The organism is Flavobacterium branchiicola (assembly GCF_018383905.1).
In the GTDB taxonomy this organism is placed as follows: Bacteria; Bacteroidota; Bacteroidia; order Flavobacteriales; family Flavobacteriaceae; genus Flavobacterium; species Flavobacterium branchiicola.
Map to the genome: position 1 here is coordinate 1 of NZ_JAGYWA010000009.1, position 20,838 is coordinate 20,838.

Below are 20,838 nucleotides of genomic sequence, written 5' to 3' on the forward strand. Positions count from 1 at the left end.
ATGGTGAAATTGGTAGACACGCTGGACTTAAAATCCAGTGAACAGCAATGTTCGTGCGGGTTCAAGTCCCGCTCTGAGTACTAAAAACTTCAATTAGCTTTTGCTGATTGAAGTTTTTTTTTGGAATAAAACAAAAACCGCAATTTTTAAATTAAAATTGCGGTTACTTAAGATTATATATTGGCAGTTATTTCTCAGAAATCAGCGTCATAATTTTATCATATATAGCGGTGTTTTGATAAACCCCTGTAAATTTTGATGATCCGGGGCCGTAGGCAAAAACGGGAACAGGAACTGCTGTATGATCATTTGTACTGAAACTCCCATGAACGTATCCTTTTTCTGTGCTTCCGTCGATTAATGATAATCCTCCGGTTTCGTGATCTGCCGTTACAATTAATAAAGTTTCTGGATTTTTATCTACAAATTCCATTGCTTGTCCTACTAATTTATCAAAGTCAAGCATTTCACGAACCACATATTCTACATTATTCTGATGTCCGCCATAATCAATTTGTGCGCCTTCTGCCATAATGAAAAATGGATTTTTTGTTTTTGCAAAAGTGGATGTTGTTTTTACAAAAGATTTAGTCAGGAAATCTCCTCTTCCGTTTTTAATAGAAACTACTGCTTTATCTTCTAAAACTATAAATCTATTATTTTTAATGGTATCTAAGGTTGAAAAATTATCGGTGAATGTGTAGCCTTTTTCTAATAACGTTTTAGACAAATCTTTTCCGTCTTTTCTTGATTTAAATTCATTTTGTCCTCCTCCGATTAAAATGTCAGAAAGATTTGCCAGAAAATCGTTAGCAATAGGTTCACTATAACTTCTTTCTGGCTGATGTGCATAAAAAGCGGCAGGAGTTGCATCTGTAATATTTCCGGCTGAAATAATAGCTGTTTTAAAGTTTTTCTTAGCCAATTGCTGTGTAATTAATTCAAGAGGCTTTCCTTTCTCATCAACACTTATAAATCTATTGTTGGTTTTATGACCTGTTGCCATTGCCGTTGCACCTGCCGCTGAATCGGTAATGTAACTGTCTGAAGATTTTGTGATTGAAAGTCCTTGATTTTGAATGTTAAAAAGATTTGACTGTCCTTTATTGGCGGTATATCCCGCGTAAATCTGAGTTAGTCCCATTCCGTCACCAATAAGTAAAATAATATTTTTTGGACGTTTGCTTTTGAATGCATTTTTAGGAATATAAGTCTGGTGAAACTCTGTATTTTGGTAGAATGTAGTCTTAATGTTATTGATGAACTGTGTTAATTCAGCAACCTTATCAGTACCAATAAAATCAACTTTTAAATTCATAAGAGTCATATAGGTATTGACATTATCTTGTGTTGCCCAAAATCGTACTTTTTTATTTTGATCATGAACTTTCTTAATGACTGCCTGAATTTTTTCTGTATCTGCTTGGGTTAAAACTCCTTTTCCATTCCAGACTGTGATTTCTTTCAAATCTTCACTGATCATTTCAACACGTGCTAATTGATCTGGTGTGTATTCTTCATTTAATCTTCCGTCAAAATAAATAAAATTTGGAAAATCTTTCCATTGAGAAGACAGAGGACGGTTTCCAGAAATAACCACTTTTATGTTTTTATTTGAGATAAGTTCTGGAAAAGTCTTTAATTGTTGTGCAATTGCTTTTAATGTCAAGTCAGCATCAGACTTGATATCGATCATTAAAATCAAAGATTTATTGCTTGGATAAGCTTTTCCTTCTAATGTTTTTAATTTTGTAGCAAGTGGTTCGAGATATAAATTTTTAAGAGTGTTGTAAGTTTTGATTTCTTTGGATGTATGGGCAACATACAATTCATTATTGACTAAAAAAACATCGGCTTCGATAACTCCGGCTTCATTGGAATAGGCTTCGTAAAAAGGTAATTTACTTTCATAATCATTATGAGAATGAATATTAGAAGAATTATAGTCCTGCGCTTGGGCAAAAAAGAAAAATTGAAGGCAAAAAAGGGTGAATATTTTTTTCATCGAAAATAGATTTTATTTCATAAGAGCCGTAGGTAACTTTATGAAAAATTAAATTAGGGTATGAATGAACTTTTATATATAAGCCAGTCCTTATGAAAGACTGGCTTATGATGTATTGTATGAAATGTTTTTTATTTTTTACCACAACAGGTTTTATACAAACCTGTGCAGTAAAAAAATAAACACAAAATGAAACTACTTTATTACCAACCCTGGTTTTGAGTTAATGCTCCTTTGCTTATTGCAATTTCATCTGGTGGTATTGGCCAAACATGGTGAATTGCCGGATTAAAATTACGAGCAGGATAAATTACAGTTCCGTTATAGTGGTGTAATGGTTTTGCATACGTTTCCTTGGCATCTCCCCAGCGTACTAAATCAAAATGACGATCTGTCCATTCACCTGCAAGTTCGCATCTTCTCTCTCTTTTTAAATCGGTCATTGTAGCTCCGGAAAGATCTCCAAGTCCTGCACGATGACGAATCATATTGATTTCTGTATCTGCATTTTGACCTTTCATTAATTTTACTTCAGCCAACATTAGAATTACATCAGCATAACGCAAAAGTGGGACATTTAAAGTCGTAGATGGTTTGTCTCCGTTTGCATTTACGTAACGAATATCTACAGCACCTGAACCTGTTTTTGGATAACTGAAAGGCTCCATGTATTTTTTGAACTGATATCCGGTTCTGTTGCTTGAACCTACAGTATATTTTCCTTCATTAAAAGTTACTTCTTCTCCAAAATAAACAAATTTGTCACCTTTTTGTAGAATGGTAGCACTGCGGCGTTTGTCTGTTGGATCATAGGTGTCAAACAATTCTTTTGTAGGATAGAAATTTCCCCATCCGTTATAAGCTCCCCATCCTTTATCTTCCAGACATACTCCTGGAAAAATAGAACCCAAAGAAGTATTGTCTGCACTTGATGTTACGGACCAAATATATTCTGAAGACCAGTTGTTTTTGATTTTGAAAACATCTTCAAAATTATCCAGCAATTTATGTTTGCCACTGTTTACAATCAAATTGGCATATTTAATCGCATTATCCCAGTCTTTTGCATACAAATAAGTACGAACTAAATATCCCCAGGCAGCTGTTTTATGAGCGCGGCCGTAATTATCAGCTGAAAGTTCACTGAAATAAGGAAGTAAATCGGCAGCTTTTATTAAGTCGGCTGCGATATAAGCATAATTTTCAGCAACGTTTTTTGCACGCGGTACATATACGTTTGAAGGGTTTTGTCTGTCCTGAATTGGAATTCCCGCACGATCATCTCCGTAATGATACGCTAATTCTAAATGCATTACTGCATGGTTAAAATATGCTTCGCCTAACATTCCGTTCTTTGTTTTTTCATCTAAAGGAATATTCGGAATGTTACGAATTACATCATTACAGCGTTTCATGATTTCGTAATGCAATCTCCAGATATCTTTGGTATCAGATTCAGCTCCGTCAACAATAAAGTTTTTAATACGCTCTGCATTTTGTCTCGGTTTTGTTCCAATGTCGTCACTTGCATTATTCAACCAGAAGAAACCACGACCGTACATATTATCATCGGAATATAAAGCATACATTGCATTTACTCCCGCCTTGGCATCTGCCGGAGTTTTCCAGAAATTCCCACTTGAAGGAGCTCCTTGCGGAATTACATCAAGTTCGCTTTCACAAGCTGAAGTGCTTACTAAAAGCACAAAACTTAATACTAAAAGACTTAAATTTTTCATTTTATTAGTTTTATATTTTTAAAATGTTGCGTTTATACCCGTCATATAAATACGAGAAAGTGGATATTTACCTAAGTCCATTCCGAAATTGGTAAGTCCAACTTCCGGATCCATTCCTGAGTACTTCGTAATTGTAAATAGATTTTGTCCTGAAATAAAGAATCTCAATTTTGCTTTTCCGTTTAACCAGTTTTCTTTAATTGTATAGCCAAGAGAAATGTTTTTTAACCGTATAAAAGAAGCATCTTCGATATAGAAATTAGAGATTCTTCCGAAATTGTTATTGTTATCTGTTGCTGAAAGTACAGGAATATTGGTATCCGTATTTGTAGGTGACCATGCGTCTTTTGATTCAGCCAATAAATTATATCCTGGGAAAGAACCATTTAAACCAGTATGTTTTACAGCATTAAAAACGCTGTTTCCGGCTGCTCCGCTAAAAAAGATGTTTAAATCAAATCCTTTGTATTTAAAATTAGAATTTAAACTGAATGTTGTTTTTGGAAATGGGCTTCCTAATACTTCTCTATCACTGTTATTGATTACACCATCACCATTAAGATCTTTAAATTTAATATCTCCGGCAACGGCATTTGGCTGATAAACCTCGCCTTTAGTATTTACATACGCTTTTGCTTCTGCGTTACTTTGAAATAATCCATCGGTTGCATATCCATAGAAAGCACCAACCGGACTTCCTACCTGATAAATATTGGCCAATGGTAAACTTCTAACTCGGCTTAGATTTAATGGTTCCAAAGAAGTCAAATCATCTTTAATAGAAACAATTTTATTACTTAGGAATCCGGCGTTTGCTGTTACATCAAATTTAAATTCTCCACGTGTTTTTTGATACGTTAAACTAACTTCAAGACCTTTATTTTCAACGTCCCCGGAGTTTACAATTCTTCCTTGTGGCGTTCCGGATACACCTGGTAACTGATCACGAACCAACATGTCTTTGTTTGTTTTTACGTAAGCATCAATAGATCCTAAAAATGTGTTATTGAACATAGTAAAATCTAAACCAATGTTAGTTTGCTCTGAGCTTTCCCATTTTAAATTAGGGTTTGAAAGTTCTCTTTCAGAATAACCATAATTGATTACAGGAGTCGCACCTATTAAAGCAGTGGTCTGAGTTAATGGCACACTAAACTGGTAAGGACCAAGGTTTCCTAAATTTCCAATTTCTCCCCAGCTCGCACGTAATTTCAAACTGCTTACAATTGGATTAATGCTTTTCATAAATCCTTCTTCAGAGATTAACCATCCTGCGGAAACTGAGGGATAAACTTTCCAACGATTTTCCTGTAAAAGTTTTGATGTTCCGTCGCGACGTACAATTCCAGAGAACAAATATTTTTGATTGAAGTCGTAATTGATTCTTCCCACATAAGACGAAATAATTTCATCTGATAATCCTGCGGCTGTTTGCTGAATTAGTTTTGCATTCAACAAATAACGTTGCGAAGGATCTTCGTTATCAAATCCTGTTCCTTCAATAGTATAATAATCTCTTTTAGTTTCCTGATACGTATATCCGGCTAAGGCTTTAAGATTATGTTTTCCGAATGATTTCTCGTAAGAAATAGTTTGTTCACTCAATAAATCACTTATTGTAAGAGATTTTTTTGTTAGTCGGTTAAAATCAAATATTTTACCCGGCTCTGTAATTTTAACGGTAAAATCTGTTGCGTTATCTTGTATTCTCGTATATCCCCAGTTTGATTTTACTTTTAAACCTTCGATGATTTCCCATTCTGCATAAGGATTAACCAATATCGTAGAAACAGGATTTCTGTTGTCTAGCCTTTTTAAGTAGGCTACGGGATTGATAACATCTCCGTAAGAACCAATGTATTTTTCAGGAACACCACCGTATTGTCCGGAACCGTCTTCTCTGTAAATTGTAGCGTTTGGCGGATAAAAAATTGCTCCTAAAATTGCTCCGGTATAGGCACTTGAGGTATTTGCACTTTGTCCATCTGTTAGGGAATACGATAAATTTTCGCCCAAGGTAAAGTTTGGCGCCAATTTAAAAGAAGAGTTTGCTCGTACCGTATAACGTTCTGAATACGTATTGAGCAAAATACCCTCATTTTTTCTATAACTACCAGAAAGAAAGAAATTTGATTTTTCTGTTTTTCCATTTACTGAAAGTGATAAATCCTGAATTTCTCCGGTATGGAAAATTTCATCCATCCAGTTTGTTTTTGTTGTTCGTGCTGTTGGCTCAAATGCGGGATCAAAAGCTAGAATTCTTGGTAATCCGGCATTATCTCTGGCAATATTCATGGCATCGGCATATTCTGCAGCGTTTAAAACATCTAATTTTTTTGCTACATTTTGAAAACCTCCCTGATAATTTACATTCACATTGATACGATCAGAAATTCCTTTTTTGGACGTAATTAAAATTACCCCACCAGAAGCTCTTGCTCCATAAATTGCTGCCGAAGCTGCATCTTTCAACACACTGATCGAACCAATATCATTAGGATTTATCGTGTTTAAAGAACCACTGTAAATAATTCCGTCTAGAACAATTAAAGGCGTTTCTGCATTTAAAGAACCAATACCACGAATATTAATTGTTGGTGATGCAGTTGGATCACCTCCGTCACTAATTACCGTAACACCGGCAACAGTTCCTTGTAATAATTCGGCAGCATTGTTGTAGGTTCTGCTTGCCGTTTCTTTCATAGAAACGGATCCTACGGCTCCTAAAACCTCACTTTTTTTCACACTTCCGTAACCCATTACAATTACTTCCTGAAGTTGTTTAACATCAGCAGCCAGTTTTACAGTTATAGACTGAGAGCTAGTTACCTTAACCTCTTGTGTAATATAACCAACGTAAGAAAAGATAAGTGTTGCTTCTGAAGCGTTGACTTCCATTTTAAATGTTCCGTCAAAATCTGTAGTAGCGGCAGCATCAGAACCTTTATCTTTAATTCCCACACCAGGCAACGGCATATTATCATCGCCACCAAAAACAGTTCCTGAAATAATAATTTTATTCTGGTCTGAAACAGTAACTTTCTGATTTTTCTTGATCACAATATTGTTGCTCACAATTTCGTATCGAAGTGCAACACCACAGATTTTGGCTAAAGCTTGTTCAAGCGTTACATTATTTAATTTTAAACTTAATTTCTGATTGGTATTTACCTGACTGCTTTCATACATAAAATGTACATCGGCTTGATTTTCAATTTTATGAAAAATGTTTTTTATACTTTCATTTTCAACTTTTAAAGTTACTCTTTTGCTAATGTCAACATTCCCGGCATTTACCGTTAGTGATGCAAAAAATAAAGCAATAAACAGGAATAATTTAATTCCTATTGTCCTTATGCTTTGGCACTTTATGGTAAGCCGCATTTGTTTCTCATTCATGATTTTTAGTTTTAATTGTTTTGTTTATCGGGTTTCTACGTAGTTTTATTTTTAATGCGCTTACTCTATTTTGTATACTCCAGCGTCCATTTTATAATTGGCATTAATGATATTACACACCAATCCAATGGTTTGATCAGCAGTTAATTCCTTGAAATAGGCGCTTATCTTTAATTCGTTTAAATTTTTATTTTTGATTTCAATCGCGACATTGTAATTGCGGTTTATAGTGGCTACAACTTCCGGAAGTGGTGTTTCTTCAAATACCATAATATTTTTTCGCCATAGTGAAATACTGTTTACAGGAACATCTTTAAACGCTTGCAGTTTGTTGCTTTGGGATTTAAATACTACTTTTTGCCCCGGAGTTACGTACACATTTTCTTCTGTAACCGTAGATTTTACATTCACTCTTCCGGTTAAAACAGAAACTTCCTGTGTTCTTTGATCGGGGTAAGCCTGAACATTAAAACTGGTTCCAAGCACCTTGGTATCCATTTTATTGGTGTGAATTATAAAAGGATGTTTTTTGTCTTTGGCTACATCAAAAAAAGCTTCACCGCTTAGGAATACTTCTCTGGTATCTCCTTTAAATTCTTTTGGATATTTAAGAATACTTCCGGCATTTAACCAAATCTGTGTTCCGTCACTTAATTTTATTTCGGCATGTTCACCTAGTTTTACACTAAATTGTTTGGTTTCAACAGATGGCATTGATTGATAGTAAAACATAGATAATCCGATTAGAAAAACTAAAGACGCAGCAACAGCCCAGTTTTTATAATGAAGAGAAATTACATTGTTGGTTTTCTTAATAGCTTTTAATTCGTTTTTTAGTTTTGAACGATTTGATTGAATCATTTCCATGTTTTCAAAAAAATCATCGGTACGGTCGTACCATTTATTCCACATTTCTTGTCCCTTCGGAGAGTACTTTCCGTCTAAAAAATGTTTTATTTCTTGTCTTAATTTTTCAGGCATTATAATTTCTTTATGTCTTTAATAGAATGTCTTTGGAATTGTATTTTCAGGTAGGCGCAAAAGGTTACGCTTTTGTTAAGAAAAAAGCTGAACTCTTAATATGAATATTACTTCTTAATTAAACTCGCCTAAATAAGTGCGCATGAATTTAAGCGCGTACGTAATATGATATTTTACGGTTTCAATTGAAACATTGAGTTCGTCGGCGATTTCTTTGTTGGTATAATGTTTTATGCGGCTCAGAATAAAAACCTCTTTTGATTTTTTAGGAAGAAGCATGGTCGCTTTATCAACTGCTTTTTGCAATTCTTCATAATAAATGAAATCTTCCGTTGCATTGTGACTGGAATACGAAACAGTATTTTTATCTAAAACTTCTTGTATATATTGATCTGTAACGCTGTGCGATTTAAAGTAATCTAAAGTCATGTAACGCACCGAAGTGTAGATGTAAGCTGCAAAGCTTTTTTGAATTATAATGGTCTTTCGGCGCTCCCATATAGTGGTAAAAACTTCCTGAACGATTTCTTCTGAAATGGGTATCGATTTCATTCTGAGATATACAAATCGAACTAGGATATCACGATATCTAAAATAAAGTTCATCAAAAGCTTTATCCTTGCCGGACTTTAATAATTCGACAAGGTCTTCGTCGGTAAACTTTTTATACATGATACATTATTTGGAGATGAATAAGTAACGAAATCTGACAAGTGGAGATACTTTTTCTGATTTGGTTTGGATAATGATCGTGCGGCTTTAAAAATGACATAAACAAAGTATTGAGTTCTTCTTATATGTCTTCAAAATTAAAGGTGAGGGTAGGTCTAAAAGGTTACGTTTACATTAATAAAACCACCTTAAAACGAAACATATTATTAACATTTGAAATTAAATGTTAACTAAAATATTTGATAGATAAATTTTTTTTTCGCGTTGATTGTTGAGTTTGTTTATGAGTTTGTAAAATGTGGGTATTAAGTATTTAGATGAAATTAATAACCTATTCTATTAGCTACTTGGCAAAAATTGTTTTGTGTGGTTTCGTGAAATAAGAAAAGCGGTGTAAAACGAAAAAACTTCAAATCCAGGGATTTGAAGTTTTTTGTGGATAATTATAGCAATAGATGAGAGAAATCAAAATAGCATAAAAAAAGCTATTATTGATTAGTCAATTCTAATTTAGTCAAAGTTTCTTTTACAGATTTTAATTCTTTTAAGTTTGAGGCGGTATAATAAAATGCTTATTCAGTTTGTTGACTAATTTCGGTTAAAAATTTAGAGTGATCAAAATTCTCAAAGTCCGCAGGTGATTTGAGTTTTATAGTATAAGATTTTGTTGTTGATCGCATATCGTCTTCCATTGTATTCATAACAGTTTCTTCAAGTGTTCCGTTGGTTTTATTTTCGGCTTTATAAATATATTCGGTATGCGAACCAGCTCCCATAAAATAACCGTTATACCCGTATAATTCTAAATTGTTATTTTGAAATAGGAATTCAAAATAAATGTGTCCGTTAGGACCAATAGAACTTAAATCAATTGCAATTTTATTTTTTTCGATGGTCACATCTTCAATATCAAAAAGTTTGTAACCATCTAAGGTATATTCAGGAGGCATAATAGTATAACTTTCTTTGAATAGCTTATAACCTTGTTTTTGTCCAAATAAAATTATGGTAAGACGTCCTGTTGATTTGTTTTCGTCATTTTCCTGCAGAACTAAAATTTTATCTTTAAAATTATCCTGATTTAGATACCCATCAGCTTCATATTGAATTTTATAATTATTATCCTCCATAAATTGAGATATTTCAGAACCTAAGATATCTTTTTTCATTACTACTGGTTCTGATGTCGTTAGTAGCTTATCGGCTAATTTCAAAGCAAATTTATTTTTTAAAAGATTGTCTGAAAATTGTTCATTTTGACAAGCATAAGTGAGTAGCAGCAAGCATAAAGAAACACTAATTTTAAAGTTTTTGCATACCATGATTTGGGATAAAAGGTAAAATTATTACATACAAATATTAGAAAATAAAGGATGAATGTTTGGGCAGATATAAATTCGCAGTAAGCTGAGACGGATTTGATAATATCCTTTTTAAATGCGTCATAATAATTTATTTTTTTTGCAGTATCAATAAGGATAATTCCATAGAAAAAAGGGCTAGGGGCAGCAGTTTGCTTTAAGGATTAAAATAAAAAAGTATATATTCGTGTTGTAAATTTTACTTGGTTAAAACTCATTTTCCGGGAAATAATTTATTTAACCACTATTTGATATATGAACCAAATACGAACCTTGATTATAGAAGACGAACCGGCGATAAGAAAAGAATTGCAGTGGTTAGTTTCGCAAGAAGAATCCTTAAAATTAGAAGCAATGACCAGTTCTGTAAAAGAGTCATTGCAAATCATAAAAAATACTGATCTTGATTTAGTTTTAATGGATATTCAATTGACGGATGGTACCGCGTTTGATATATTGAATCAGTTAGAACAGCCTACATTTCATATTATTTTTATTACCGCTTATAATCATTTTGCCATTAAGGCTATTAAATACGGTGCACTTGATTATCTCTTAAAACCAATCGACAGTGAAGAATTTACAGTTGCAATACAGAAGGTTAAGAAAATTGAAACTGCAGATTATCTCAATCAGCTGGCTGTTTTAAAGGAGTACAGTACTGCAAAAACTATTGACATGAGTTCCAGTATTTGTATCACTTCTTTAGACTGTATGCAAATCGTTCGGCTTAACGAAATTGTATACCTCTCCGGCGAAGGATCGTATACCCAAATTCATCTTGAAAATAAAAAAATAGTTACGGCTTCTAAACCTTTAAAATACTACGAAGATATTTTGCCGTCTGACTTCTTCATAAAAACACATCAGTCCTATATTGTCAATAAAAATTTTATTGATAAATACATGAAAACGGGTATTATCATTATGAAAAATTCTGCTGAAATTCCTGTGGCAACCCGCAGAAAAGAGTTTGTAATGGATCATCTAAATCCTTTGAGATAATGAGCAAAACAGTATTGTTTGTATTGCTGATCTTAGTTTCGTGCCAGCAGAAATCTGAAAAAGTATTAATGGATCCGGAAAAAATGCTGGAAAAATTACAGGTGACCAGTGATAGTCTGGACCAAAATCCTCAAAGTGACAAGCTTGTTTTTTGGTCGGGCCAACTAAAACAAAAGGAGTATTCAAAAACAGGTCCGGCTATAGCTTTTATACATTACAATCTTGCTAAAAGTTTTGCAAAGACTAATATTGACAGCTCTAAAAGCCATATTAATATTGCTTTAGATGTCATAGAAAAGGAAAAAGAATTTAATGCACTTAAATTTACGATTTACAACGGAGCTGGTTTAATATCAGAACACGAAGGTAAGTTTTACCAATCTATTTATTATTTTAATAAATCGACTGCTATAATCATGAGCGACGATTCGCTTCAATGTAAACCATTGGCAAAAGTGATTTGTTTACTTAATGCGGCTCAGGATAATAATAAAATCAGCCAGTATCCAAAATCTATAGAACAGAATCAGCTTGCTTTAAAAATTCTGAATAAACTAACTGAAGATAATTATCAATACAAATTCAGGGCATATTCACAATTGCTTACCGCCTGTGAGACAAGTAATACTTACAAGTTAGATTCGCTTCTTTTTTATATTAAAAAGCTGAAGCACATTTCTGTAAAAACAAATGATCCAATGTTAATTAGATTTACTAATGAACATATGGCGCATTACTATATATTAGAGAATAAGTACGATACTGCAATTTCGTATTATAATTTGGTTAAAGAATATGATTATAAAATTGTACTGGAAAATCCTGAAAAACCAAGCGCAATAAGAAACTTGTACACCACTTTGTCTAATCTTACTGATTTATATGTTGATAGCAAACAATTTGCTGAGGCAGAAAACTTAATTAAAGAAACTGACAAAATTGAAAGACAACATTTGCCATCATTATCCTATTATGAAAAGTGTTTAAATAAGCAGGGAAAAATGCATTATTATTTGGCAAAAGGAGATAATATTAATGCACAAAATGAAGCCAATCAGGTATTAGAATTAAAAGATAATATTCTCAGGAATTCGGGTATTCAGGCAACAGAAGAAATGGCAACTATTTACGAGTTACAAGCCAAAGATAAATCTATTTACGGACTGAATAAAACGATTGATCACACTACAAATCGTTTAGAACGCAATAAATTGCTGCTATTTATTGTTGGTTTATTGGCGCTGTTGGCAGTTTCTTGGATATTTCTGCTTTATTTCTTCCAAAGACAAAAAAGACAAAAGCAGGAAAAAGAGAAAATCTTATTACAACAACAATTATTGAGAACGCAAATGGAACCTCATTTTATCTTCAATACTTTGTCGGCATTGCAAAGTTTTATAAGGTTTGATGAAAAAGAAAAATCAATAAAATATCTCAGTCAGTTTAGCAGATTACTTAGAAGCAGTCTCGAATTAAGCCGTCAAAATTATGTTGCTCTTGACCAGGAACTTGAGGCAATAGAAAATTATCTGAGCTTGCAACAAATGCGATTTCAGTATACGTTTGCCTATAAAATTATAATGCCCGAAACAGACGCTTCGGCCATATTAATACCTCCAATGCTCATTCAGCCTTTTGTTGAAAATGCAATAATACATGGAATAGCAAAACAGTCTGATAAAGGATTGATAACGCTCGAAATTGTTCCGAAGGAGAATCAGGTACTGGTTAAAATTACAGATAACGGAAAAGGGTATCAGGACAAATCGAACATAGAAGATAATCATCAGTCTTTATCGGGAGCTATAGCCCGGGAACGTTTGGAGATTTTAGCCAGAGAGAATAAAATAAAGACTAGTATAGAAATTACTTTCAACGAGACCGGAACCGTTGTTTTACTTGTACTTCCTATTAAAAACAGTAGATATTAATACGAATTTGAAAAGAATCCTTACGAATATTAAATGATCTTAGACTAATTGATACTTGTTTAAAATGGCATTATTTTTTTGTGAAAATTTGTACTCCGTAACAGGAGTTAATGTTTTGGTTCAGATTTCAGGAGTAAGGAAAGACGAATGTTGATTTTTAAATAAAAAAAAGTAAAAAAGAAGATGCATTTATTATGTTCATACTAACGAGAATCACGATGAAATATACAGTTCTTTTATTCGGTTTACTTTTTTATCTGTTTCCTTTCAAAGATTTCGATATACAATGGGTTGAAAATTTTAACGGTGATTTTTCTTTTTCAGAAAAACATAGTTTAAAAGGTGAAGCATGGTGTTATGAATATGCAGGTGCAACCGAAATGAAAGCAAACCGATTAAGTAAAGACACTATTGAATGTTATACTCTGGCAAATGCTGCAACCCATGCGACATTAAACTTTTATATTGTCAGGAATGTTGTGAGTAATCCAAGAATTGAACTGAATAGTATTGTGGATGGAAAAGTAACCTATGCGTGTAATGAATGCAATATGAAAATTGACAGAAAGGCAATGCAAAAAGGAATTTTTAAAGCGGAGTTTGATATGAAGTTTGATCATCCGGAAAATCCGAATAAATTAATGTACTGGAGAGGAAAGATTTATTCCAAAATAAAATAAGAACAGCTTATTTGTGTTTAACTCCCTTTTCTTGTGAAGAAATAAAAATAGAAAAGAGGAATAAAGTTTTAAAGAAAAATTGCTAACAAAAAAATTACTACCAGAGAAAATGCAATTGATTAAGGTTTTTATAAGCTTGTTTATGTTTTTGGCCTTCTCTAATGGTTGTTTTGCGGGAGGGATTTCTTCCTGGGAGGATGTTACTCCGTATGGAAACAGACTTTACCATGATGGAGAAAATGATGAATTGGTTGAGCTAACCGTAAATAATTTAAATATTTGGTTTAAGGAGTTTTATTTTTATAAGAGACATATAGTTGCGATAGAAAAGGGGACTTTTTTTATAATTAATGAAAAAACAAACAAGGTAGAAGAATTTCATAATGAACAAGCTTTTAAAAAGGCACTTAAAGAAAAAAAACTAATTCCAGTTTTGATAACCAGATGGCATGATGAAAATTACGGTATTGATAAATTTTGGGTTCCATTTTTAATGGTTTTACTTCCTTTGCCTTTCCTGATGCCAATTATCTGGTTGTTCTGTTTAATAAGTCTATTACGTAAAACAAATAAAAAGCTTTTTTTGAAGAAAATGGTAACTGTTGGCTATCCTGCAATTGTTGTTTTAGTTCTGATTATTTATAATTTTCCTCAAAGTTTTTAATACTGCGAATAACGTTTTTCATCATTAGTTAATTTACAATTTTATGAATTTTAAATATTTCATTTTTATTTTTTTACTTTTTACTTCATGTAAAGAAGCAACAGAAAAAAAACCTTCGTCATTAAAATCTGGGTTAACTAAAAGCAAAATTGGTTTAGAAAATAATAATGAGGCAAAGCCCGAGAAAGACAGTAAAATTGTTGAAATAGGATACTACGACAAATTAGAAAATCTTCCACATTTCAAATTAGATAGTATAGAAGAAACAGCGTATAATAACATCACATGGGTTAAAAGTTTTAAAATAACAAAATTAGAAGAGCGTAACGATTTCTTTTATATACAGGGAGTAAATCAAAAGTTTGAGTTCAAAAAATATAAAGATTACAAAGGAGAATTAAGCTGGAGTGGTTACGAGTATTTTGGAAATTGTGCAAGTTTAAGTTTGGTTGCTTTAGAAGAATTAAGTACCGCAGATCATTTAGGGTTTTCTGAAATGCAATTATTAGACACATCCAATGATTATCTGTATAAAATTATTTCGTTGGGAGATTCAAGTGTTTCAGTACCGGAACTGTCGCCAGACAATAGGTATATGGTTTATTTTCAAAATCCGGAATATGAATCTAAAGATCTTACAATTGTAATTTTAAAAGTCAATGATAAAAATTCTCCTGTCAGATTTCTGACAGAATATAAAAGCTGTTTTACAAAAAGTGATAATTCAATCGAGGAAATTAAATGGAAAAGTAATAATGTAATTTTCATAAAAGCATATAAATCAATTGGATTTGATTCGAATGGAAAAGAGCTAAGAGATTATTTTTATTATAAAGCTGAAATTTAAGTAATCTGTAAAATGAAAATCCAAAAATGAAATACAATTAATCAATGAGAAACAATCCCTTTATTACTGTAATACTTTTGTTTTGCATAGAAATAGTATTATATATTTATTTAGACTATACAGAATTGATACGACCTTCTTCTGATTTTACAGATTTTGTTATGCCTGTTTTATGCTTTGTAGTTCCTGTTATTATGTTTTTGATTTCGGTTTTTGTCAGAGATATGAAATTTAAAAAGGAGTTTCGAAATTTTTCGGTATTTCTTTTAATTTTTTCAACTGTCTTGTTTGTAGTATTGTCTTATTTGTTTGCATTAGGAAGAGGATATCAACACTAAAAAAGAATGAAAACAACAAAATTAGATTACATCAATATTTTCTTTGCCATAATTTTAGGATTACTAATTATCCTCAATTTTGCAACAAGATTTAAAAATAAAGAACAGGATAAGATGCTTTGGAATGCAGAAATTCATAGTTCAGCAAAGGATTCTTTATCCGGAAATTTAAATAGCATCAAAATTATAGATGCTGTTTTTTACAATAATTTCAACCATTCAGAAAGTAATCTTGATTCAGAATCCAAACTGATTACTAGTGCTAAAAGTGAAAATTTTGTTTATTTTAAAATCTGGGAAAAAGAACTTTTACCCGATTCTCTAAGCCTGAAATATTTTTCTATAGATGAGCGTCAATTTTATCACCTTACTGTTTCGCTTCCTTATCAAAAAATGAAAGATTTGGCTAAAGGAAAAAATGATGTTCCGGTTTTAATCCTGGAAATCCAACCAAAAGGGAAAGCACTTTTAAAAATAATTCTACAACAAAAAGAAAACTCTGTTTCTCATTTTGTACAAGAATTTACCGCTAAAAAAAACACAGGAGATTTGGATATGTTGGTATATGAAAAATCTTTAGGCCAGAAATACAATCGTTACGAAAGTATTGAGAATATTACCGATTATTCAGACTTACTTCAAAATCAATACAAATGGGCTGTAAAGATCGAAAAAGATGAAAAAGATGTCCTAAAGAGTGTTTATGCATTTTCTTTTAAAGAGGACAGAATAGAAATCTTAGAAGATAACGATACAATAGTAGCCCGAAATATTCCAAAGACATTTTATATTTCCGGGAAAAATAAAAAGGAATATTACATTCAGTATAATTTCTCTCCAATTGAAATTTTAAGTGCTTTCCGAAAACTAAAAAAAATCGATTCATCAGATTCTATAACTTTTACATTCAAAGTACATAGAAACGAATATATTAAATGCGAAATTTCTAAAAATGGCATCGTCATTCCTTTAAAAGATTTGTATCCAGAGAAACCATAAAACATTTTGGGGCGTTATAAAATGAAAACAACACTTCGTATAACAAGGAATTTAGTGAAAGAAAAGAAACAGGTTTAAGCTGAAGTAGTTTTATAAAGAGGCACCAGAATGGACAAAGCAAAAATTAATGAAACAAATATTTCAAAATAAAACAATACAGGTTTTAAAGAAAGCACTATTCATAGGCTTAATACTTTTCACGATTAGTTTTATCCAGATTTGTTGGTTTATGGGAGGGTTTTCTAATAGAATATCAACAGGGTTCTTAGATTGTTCTTTTATTGAAAATGTTTATTTAATGTCACTTTCAACCGCAGCTTTCTTAACAATAGTATTGTTGTTGCTTTCCCTCGGTAACAAAATGTTTTTAGAGAGCACAATCAAGTTGATATCTTTAATTTCAATTTGTTTTTTTTTGAATTACACTATCTTAGTTGATGGGGAATCGTCATGGAATACCTATGCTTTTAAGGACGAATTGGTTTATATTTTCTCCCTTTCTATTGTGCCTGTTTTGGTCTTATCGATTGCAGCAGCAGTTTGGATTAATTATATTTCAAAAGTAAACCATAAACAAAATTGAAATGAAGAATAAAATTTCAAAGAATATATTTGTTATTAAAAATTAGTATGGATTTAAAGGAAAAAACAATTGCGAAGTTAGTAGGCGTTTTTATGCTAATATTCGGTTTAGCCATAATCCTTTTTTATATCAAAAGCGGGTACAGATCATTTGGTATATATATATAATTCCTATTGTTTTTGTTATCGTTTCATTATTGATTATTTTAAAAGATAGCATTGCGAGATGGTTTAACGGAAAAAAAGCGATAAAACTCAAGAGATGGATGATGGAGCATTCACGTTTAGTATTTTTTATTTTACCACTTTCTGCATTTTCAGTAATAGGCTTTTTGGTGTTGTTTTTTGCTCTTTGGTTAAAATGGAATGTTGATTTTTTCGGTTGGATAACAATTTCGTTACTTGCTTTTTCTCCATTAGTTTTAATTTATGGTTTACTATTCGGGTTTTCAATTTCCGAAAAACAGCAAAAACAGATAGAAGAAAGGCAAAATAAATTGTTTTATGATGATAAAGGAATTACAATTAAAATGCCATTGTTTGACAAGAATTGTTTTATAAGCTGGCAATCTATTGAGGCTATTGTATATTATAATTATATTGTTAGCGGTGATTTTACAGAGCATTATATTGGTTATAAGCTTTATTTGAATACAATTCCTGTTTATACAAAATATACAAAGCAATCATGGTTGAATAAGTTGTTTCCAAAAGATTCTCAGAGTAAAATAATTGACATTAAAAATGACACAAAATATTTTGGGGAAATACCAGATAGTATAGAAAAATATCTAAACACAGAAGTAGATATTAATTTTAAAGATCCAATGAAAGGCACATTAATTTCAAGTCAAACCCGTAAAAATAAAAAGGGACATATAACAATTGAAAAATGGAAACCAGATGATAATGAAGACGAGCAAATTATTTTTGACAAATTCAAAAGAAGTATAAACGAGATTAAAAGAAATTACCGCTAACAAAGATTTTTGGATCAGACGAGCCGAAATGTAAAGTTCAAAAGAGTTTCATACTTCAAATTCCCATCCGAATTAAAAGATCCAAAATATTAGAACGAATTTAATAATTAAAGAAACAAAATATGAATAAAAAAATAGTCACAGTTTTAGCATTTCTACTAGTTATAACAAACAGTTATGCAGGTTGGTATGAATGTTTTGGCTATAAAGGCAAAATTGATAAATACCCAATATCCCTTTCTTTTCAAATTAAAGAAGGCTATTTTGGCGAAAAAAATAAAAAGAATTTTAATCTTATTGGAGTTTATAAATACGAGAGCCACAATAACCCAATTCGACTGGAAGGCAAACTGGATTTTAAAAAGAATAAAGTCTTACTTTATGAAATCAATAACGGAAAATATACCGCCACATTTGAGTTTGAATTTTCTAAAGATAAAAGTGTTGGTGTCTGGACGAATCTGGCAACAAATAAGCAACTGTCTTTAGAATTATCAAATACTTCAATTCTTATAGATCAGATAGAGGAAAATGAGTTTAACAATATCGAAATTTTGCAAGCAGCCTCATTTACAGAATTCTATTTTATCGGAGAATATTCAAAAAAGGAGAATTACGATAAAGCACAAATGGACAGACTGAAGATTATCAATAAAAAAGATAATACTGTTTTTCAAATAATCGATTTTTCAAAAATAAAAACCTTAACCGGTAACATAATGACAATAATTTTTGATAATGTTGAAATTATCGATACTAAGAAAAAACAGTTCATAGTCTGGAATGATGTTGGAAGAATGGGCGGTTATTTAACCATTACCTTTAATTCAAAAACAAAAAAATTTAAGCTGGATCCGAACCCAGTTATTGATGGGCCAAATTAATATATTCAATAATAGTTTTAAAAACAGGATTTAAATATTCACTTATTTTTTTAAGCGTTTTTAAAATGGGGAATAAAATGTTGCGTAAAGGAATTTAAAAAAGAGAATTAATGAAGAAAACAGCATTAATTAATCAAATGTTACTCCTTATCAATTAAAAATTTAATCCATTATCCTATATTTATACCAATATTATGGATACAACTATAGAGATTTTTGGCGCAATTTTCGGTTTTCTTTCTGTTTACTTTACCATTAGACAAAACATTTGGTGTTGGTTTTTTGGCTTACTTCAGGTAGTACTTTATTGCTATGTTTTTTATACATCAAAATTATATTCTGATATGATTTTGCATATTATTTATATATTTCTGCAATTTTATGGCTGGTACAGTTGGAAGTACGGCGGCGCAAATAAAAGTACATTACGCATCACATTGCTTACAAATACAATATTTTGGATTGGTCTGACTGTTTTATCAACCGCACTTTTGGGATATGTTATGCAGACAAAAACAGATGCCTCTTTTCCTTATGAAGATGCCTTTATTACCGTTGCAAGCCTCGTTGCGCAATATTTAATGATAAAAAAAATATTAGGTTCCTGGCTGTTTTGGATCATAGTCGATGTAGTTGCCATAACCATCTATTTTTACAAAGGATTGTATTTTACAACCGCATTGTACACGCTTTTTTTAATAATGGCAATAATGGGTTATCTGGAATGGAAAAAAGCCTATAACGAAGAATATGTATATGAAGGACAAGCATAAAGTTGGATTGACATTAGGAAAGTTTGCACCTTTTCATAAAGGACATCAATTGTTAATTGAAACTGCTATTAATGAAGTTGATGAACTAATCGTACTGATTTATGATGATCCTGTAATAAATATTCCTCTGGAAACAAGAGCAAGTTGGATCCGCGAAATATATCCGCAAATTTTGGTTATTGAAGGAGCTAATTCACCAAACGATACGGGTTATACACCAGAGATTATGAAGATTCAGGAAGATTATGTGCTGAAAGTTTTAGATAATCGTCAAATTTCTCATTTTTATTCGAGTGAACCTTACGGTGTTCATATGAGTATTGCATTAAATGCCATTAACAGGCAAGTTGATATTGATCGAAATACCATTCCAATATCCGCTACAAAAATTAGAAGCGATTCGTTTAAAAATAAGGATTTTATCCATCCGGTGGTTTATACCGATTTAATTACCAAAGTGGTCTTACTTGGTGCGCCTTCGACTGGAAAAACTACGCTGGCAGAAAAACTAGCAATTCATTTTGATACACAATGGATGCCAGAATATGGAAGAGAATATTGGGAACAGCATCAGGTAAATAAAAGATTAACGCTCGAGGATCTTTTAAAAATTGCAGAAACCCATATCGAACGAGAAGATGATTTAATTTTAAAGTCAAATCGGTTTTTGTTTTCTGATACTAATGCGATTACGACCTATTTGTTTTCATTAGATTATCACGGAAGCGCTCTTTTAGAATTGGAAAGTCTGGCAAAAGCAGCCGAGAACAGACACGATATTATCTTTGTTTGTGATACAGATATTCCTTATGATGATACCTGGGATCGATCTGGAGATGTGAAAAGAAAAGAGTTTCAGGAAAAAATATTGGAAGATTTAAAGGCTAGAAGCCTTAAATATTATATGCTCAAAGGAACGATTGAGGAAAGAATTGAAGCCGTATCAAAAGTATTGTTTGCTGCAGAAAACAGTAAATTTTAAGTAACTTAGAACAAAA

18 protein-coding genes are annotated in these 20,838 nt (G+C 31.9%); 12 read left to right on the plus strand and 6 right to left on the minus strand.

Going from position 1 to position 20,838, the window contains the following annotated elements:
* Nucleotides 1-187: 187 nt before the first annotated feature.
* The 6 genes from KHA98_RS20150 to KHA98_RS20175 form a co-directional block, all read right to left on the minus strand.
* Nucleotides 188-2,005, minus strand: coding sequence for an alkaline phosphatase (locus KHA98_RS20150; protein ID WP_213259750.1), 1,818 nt, complete (start codon nucleotides 2,003-2,005; stop codon nucleotides 188-190).
* A 203-nt stretch (nucleotides 2,006-2,208) separates the two neighbouring features.
* Complete coding sequence (locus KHA98_RS20155) at nucleotides 2,209-3,744, minus strand: RagB/SusD family nutrient uptake outer membrane protein (RefSeq protein WP_213259752.1); 1,536 nt, start codon at nucleotides 3,742-3,744, stop codon at nucleotides 2,209-2,211.
* Between the two features lie 18 nt (nucleotides 3,745-3,762).
* Nucleotides 3,763-7,143, minus strand: a complete 3,381-nt coding sequence (locus tag KHA98_RS20160; protein ID WP_213259753.1) for a TonB-dependent receptor — start codon at nucleotides 7,141-7,143, stop codon at nucleotides 3,763-3,765.
* 60 nt (nucleotides 7,144-7,203) lie between these two features.
* Nucleotides 7,204-8,124: a FecR family protein gene (locus KHA98_RS20165; RefSeq protein WP_213259755.1), complete on the minus strand. Its 921-nt coding sequence runs from the start codon at nucleotides 8,122-8,124 to the stop codon at nucleotides 7,204-7,206.
* A gap of 114 nt (nucleotides 8,125-8,238) precedes the next feature.
* Entirely contained in the window at nucleotides 8,239-8,796 is a 558-nt protein-coding gene (locus tag KHA98_RS20170; RefSeq protein ID WP_213259757.1) for an RNA polymerase sigma-70 factor, read from the minus strand.
* Between the two features lie 572 nt (nucleotides 8,797-9,368).
* Nucleotides 9,369-9,965: a hypothetical protein gene (locus KHA98_RS20175; protein ID WP_213259759.1), complete on the minus strand. Its 597-nt coding sequence runs from the start codon at nucleotides 9,963-9,965 to the stop codon at nucleotides 9,369-9,371.
* 447 nt (nucleotides 9,966-10,412) lie between these two features.
* On the opposite strand from KHA98_RS20175, the gene KHA98_RS20180 reads away from it, so the two are divergent.
* The 12 genes from KHA98_RS20180 to KHA98_RS20235 all read left to right on the plus strand — a co-directional run bounded on the left by KHA98_RS20180 (nucleotide 10,413) and on the right by KHA98_RS20235 (nucleotide 20,822).
* Entirely contained in the window at nucleotides 10,413-11,162 is a 750-nt protein-coding gene (locus tag KHA98_RS20180) for a LytR/AlgR family response regulator transcription factor (protein WP_213259761.1), read from the plus strand.
* Complete coding sequence (locus KHA98_RS20185; protein ID WP_213259763.1) at nucleotides 11,162-13,093, plus strand: sensor histidine kinase; 1,932 nt, start codon at nucleotides 11,162-11,164, stop codon at nucleotides 13,091-13,093. The genes KHA98_RS20180 and KHA98_RS20185 overlap by 1 nt, the downstream gene beginning before the upstream one ends.
* Before the next feature lie 218 nt (nucleotides 13,094-13,311).
* The gene (locus tag KHA98_RS20190; RefSeq protein ID WP_213259765.1) at nucleotides 13,312-13,773 is read left to right on the plus strand and encodes a hypothetical protein; all 462 of its coding nucleotides are present in this window, start codon (nucleotides 13,312-13,314) and stop codon (nucleotides 13,771-13,773) included.
* A 142-nt stretch (nucleotides 13,774-13,915) separates the two neighbouring features.
* Nucleotides 13,916-14,437 (plus strand): hypothetical protein, encoded by a 522-nt coding sequence (locus KHA98_RS20195; RefSeq protein ID WP_213259767.1) that lies wholly within the window; start codon nucleotides 13,916-13,918, stop codon nucleotides 14,435-14,437.
* 43 nt (nucleotides 14,438-14,480) lie between these two features.
* Entirely contained in the window at nucleotides 14,481-15,284 is an 804-nt protein-coding gene (locus tag KHA98_RS20200; protein ID WP_213259769.1) for a hypothetical protein, read from the plus strand.
* Nucleotides 15,285-15,328: 44 nt separating this feature from the next.
* On the plus strand, nucleotides 15,329-15,622 hold the full coding sequence (locus KHA98_RS20205; RefSeq protein WP_213259771.1) for a hypothetical protein: 294 nt from the start codon (nucleotides 15,329-15,331) through the stop codon (nucleotides 15,620-15,622).
* Nucleotides 15,623-15,628: 6 nt separating this feature from the next.
* Nucleotides 15,629-16,621: a hypothetical protein gene (locus KHA98_RS20210; protein ID WP_213259773.1), complete on the plus strand. Its 993-nt coding sequence runs from the start codon at nucleotides 15,629-15,631 to the stop codon at nucleotides 16,619-16,621.
* Nucleotides 16,622-16,748: 127 nt separating this feature from the next.
* Nucleotides 16,749-17,204: a hypothetical protein gene (locus KHA98_RS20215; RefSeq protein WP_213259775.1), complete on the plus strand. Its 456-nt coding sequence runs from the start codon at nucleotides 16,749-16,751 to the stop codon at nucleotides 17,202-17,204.
* Nucleotides 17,205-17,469: 265 nt separating this feature from the next.
* Nucleotides 17,470-18,183, plus strand: coding sequence for a hypothetical protein (locus KHA98_RS20220; protein ID WP_213259776.1), 714 nt, complete (start codon nucleotides 17,470-17,472; stop codon nucleotides 18,181-18,183).
* Nucleotides 18,184-18,305: 122 nt separating this feature from the next.
* Nucleotides 18,306-19,067 carry a hypothetical protein gene (locus tag KHA98_RS20225; protein WP_213259777.1) on the plus strand — a complete coding sequence of 254 codons (762 nt, stop codon included), beginning with the start codon at nucleotides 18,306-18,308 and terminating at the stop codon, nucleotides 19,065-19,067.
* A 194-nt stretch (nucleotides 19,068-19,261) separates the two neighbouring features.
* A complete protein-coding gene (pnuC, locus tag KHA98_RS20230; RefSeq protein WP_213259779.1) occupies nucleotides 19,262-19,840 on the plus strand; it encodes a nicotinamide riboside transporter PnuC in 579 nt (192 codons plus the stop codon).
* The gene (locus KHA98_RS20235; RefSeq protein ID WP_213259781.1) at nucleotides 19,824-20,822 is read left to right on the plus strand and encodes an AAA family ATPase; all 999 of its coding nucleotides are present in this window, start codon (nucleotides 19,824-19,826) and stop codon (nucleotides 20,820-20,822) included. The genes pnuC and KHA98_RS20235 overlap by 17 nt, the downstream gene beginning before the upstream one ends.
* Nucleotides 20,823-20,838 lie beyond the last annotated feature (16 nt).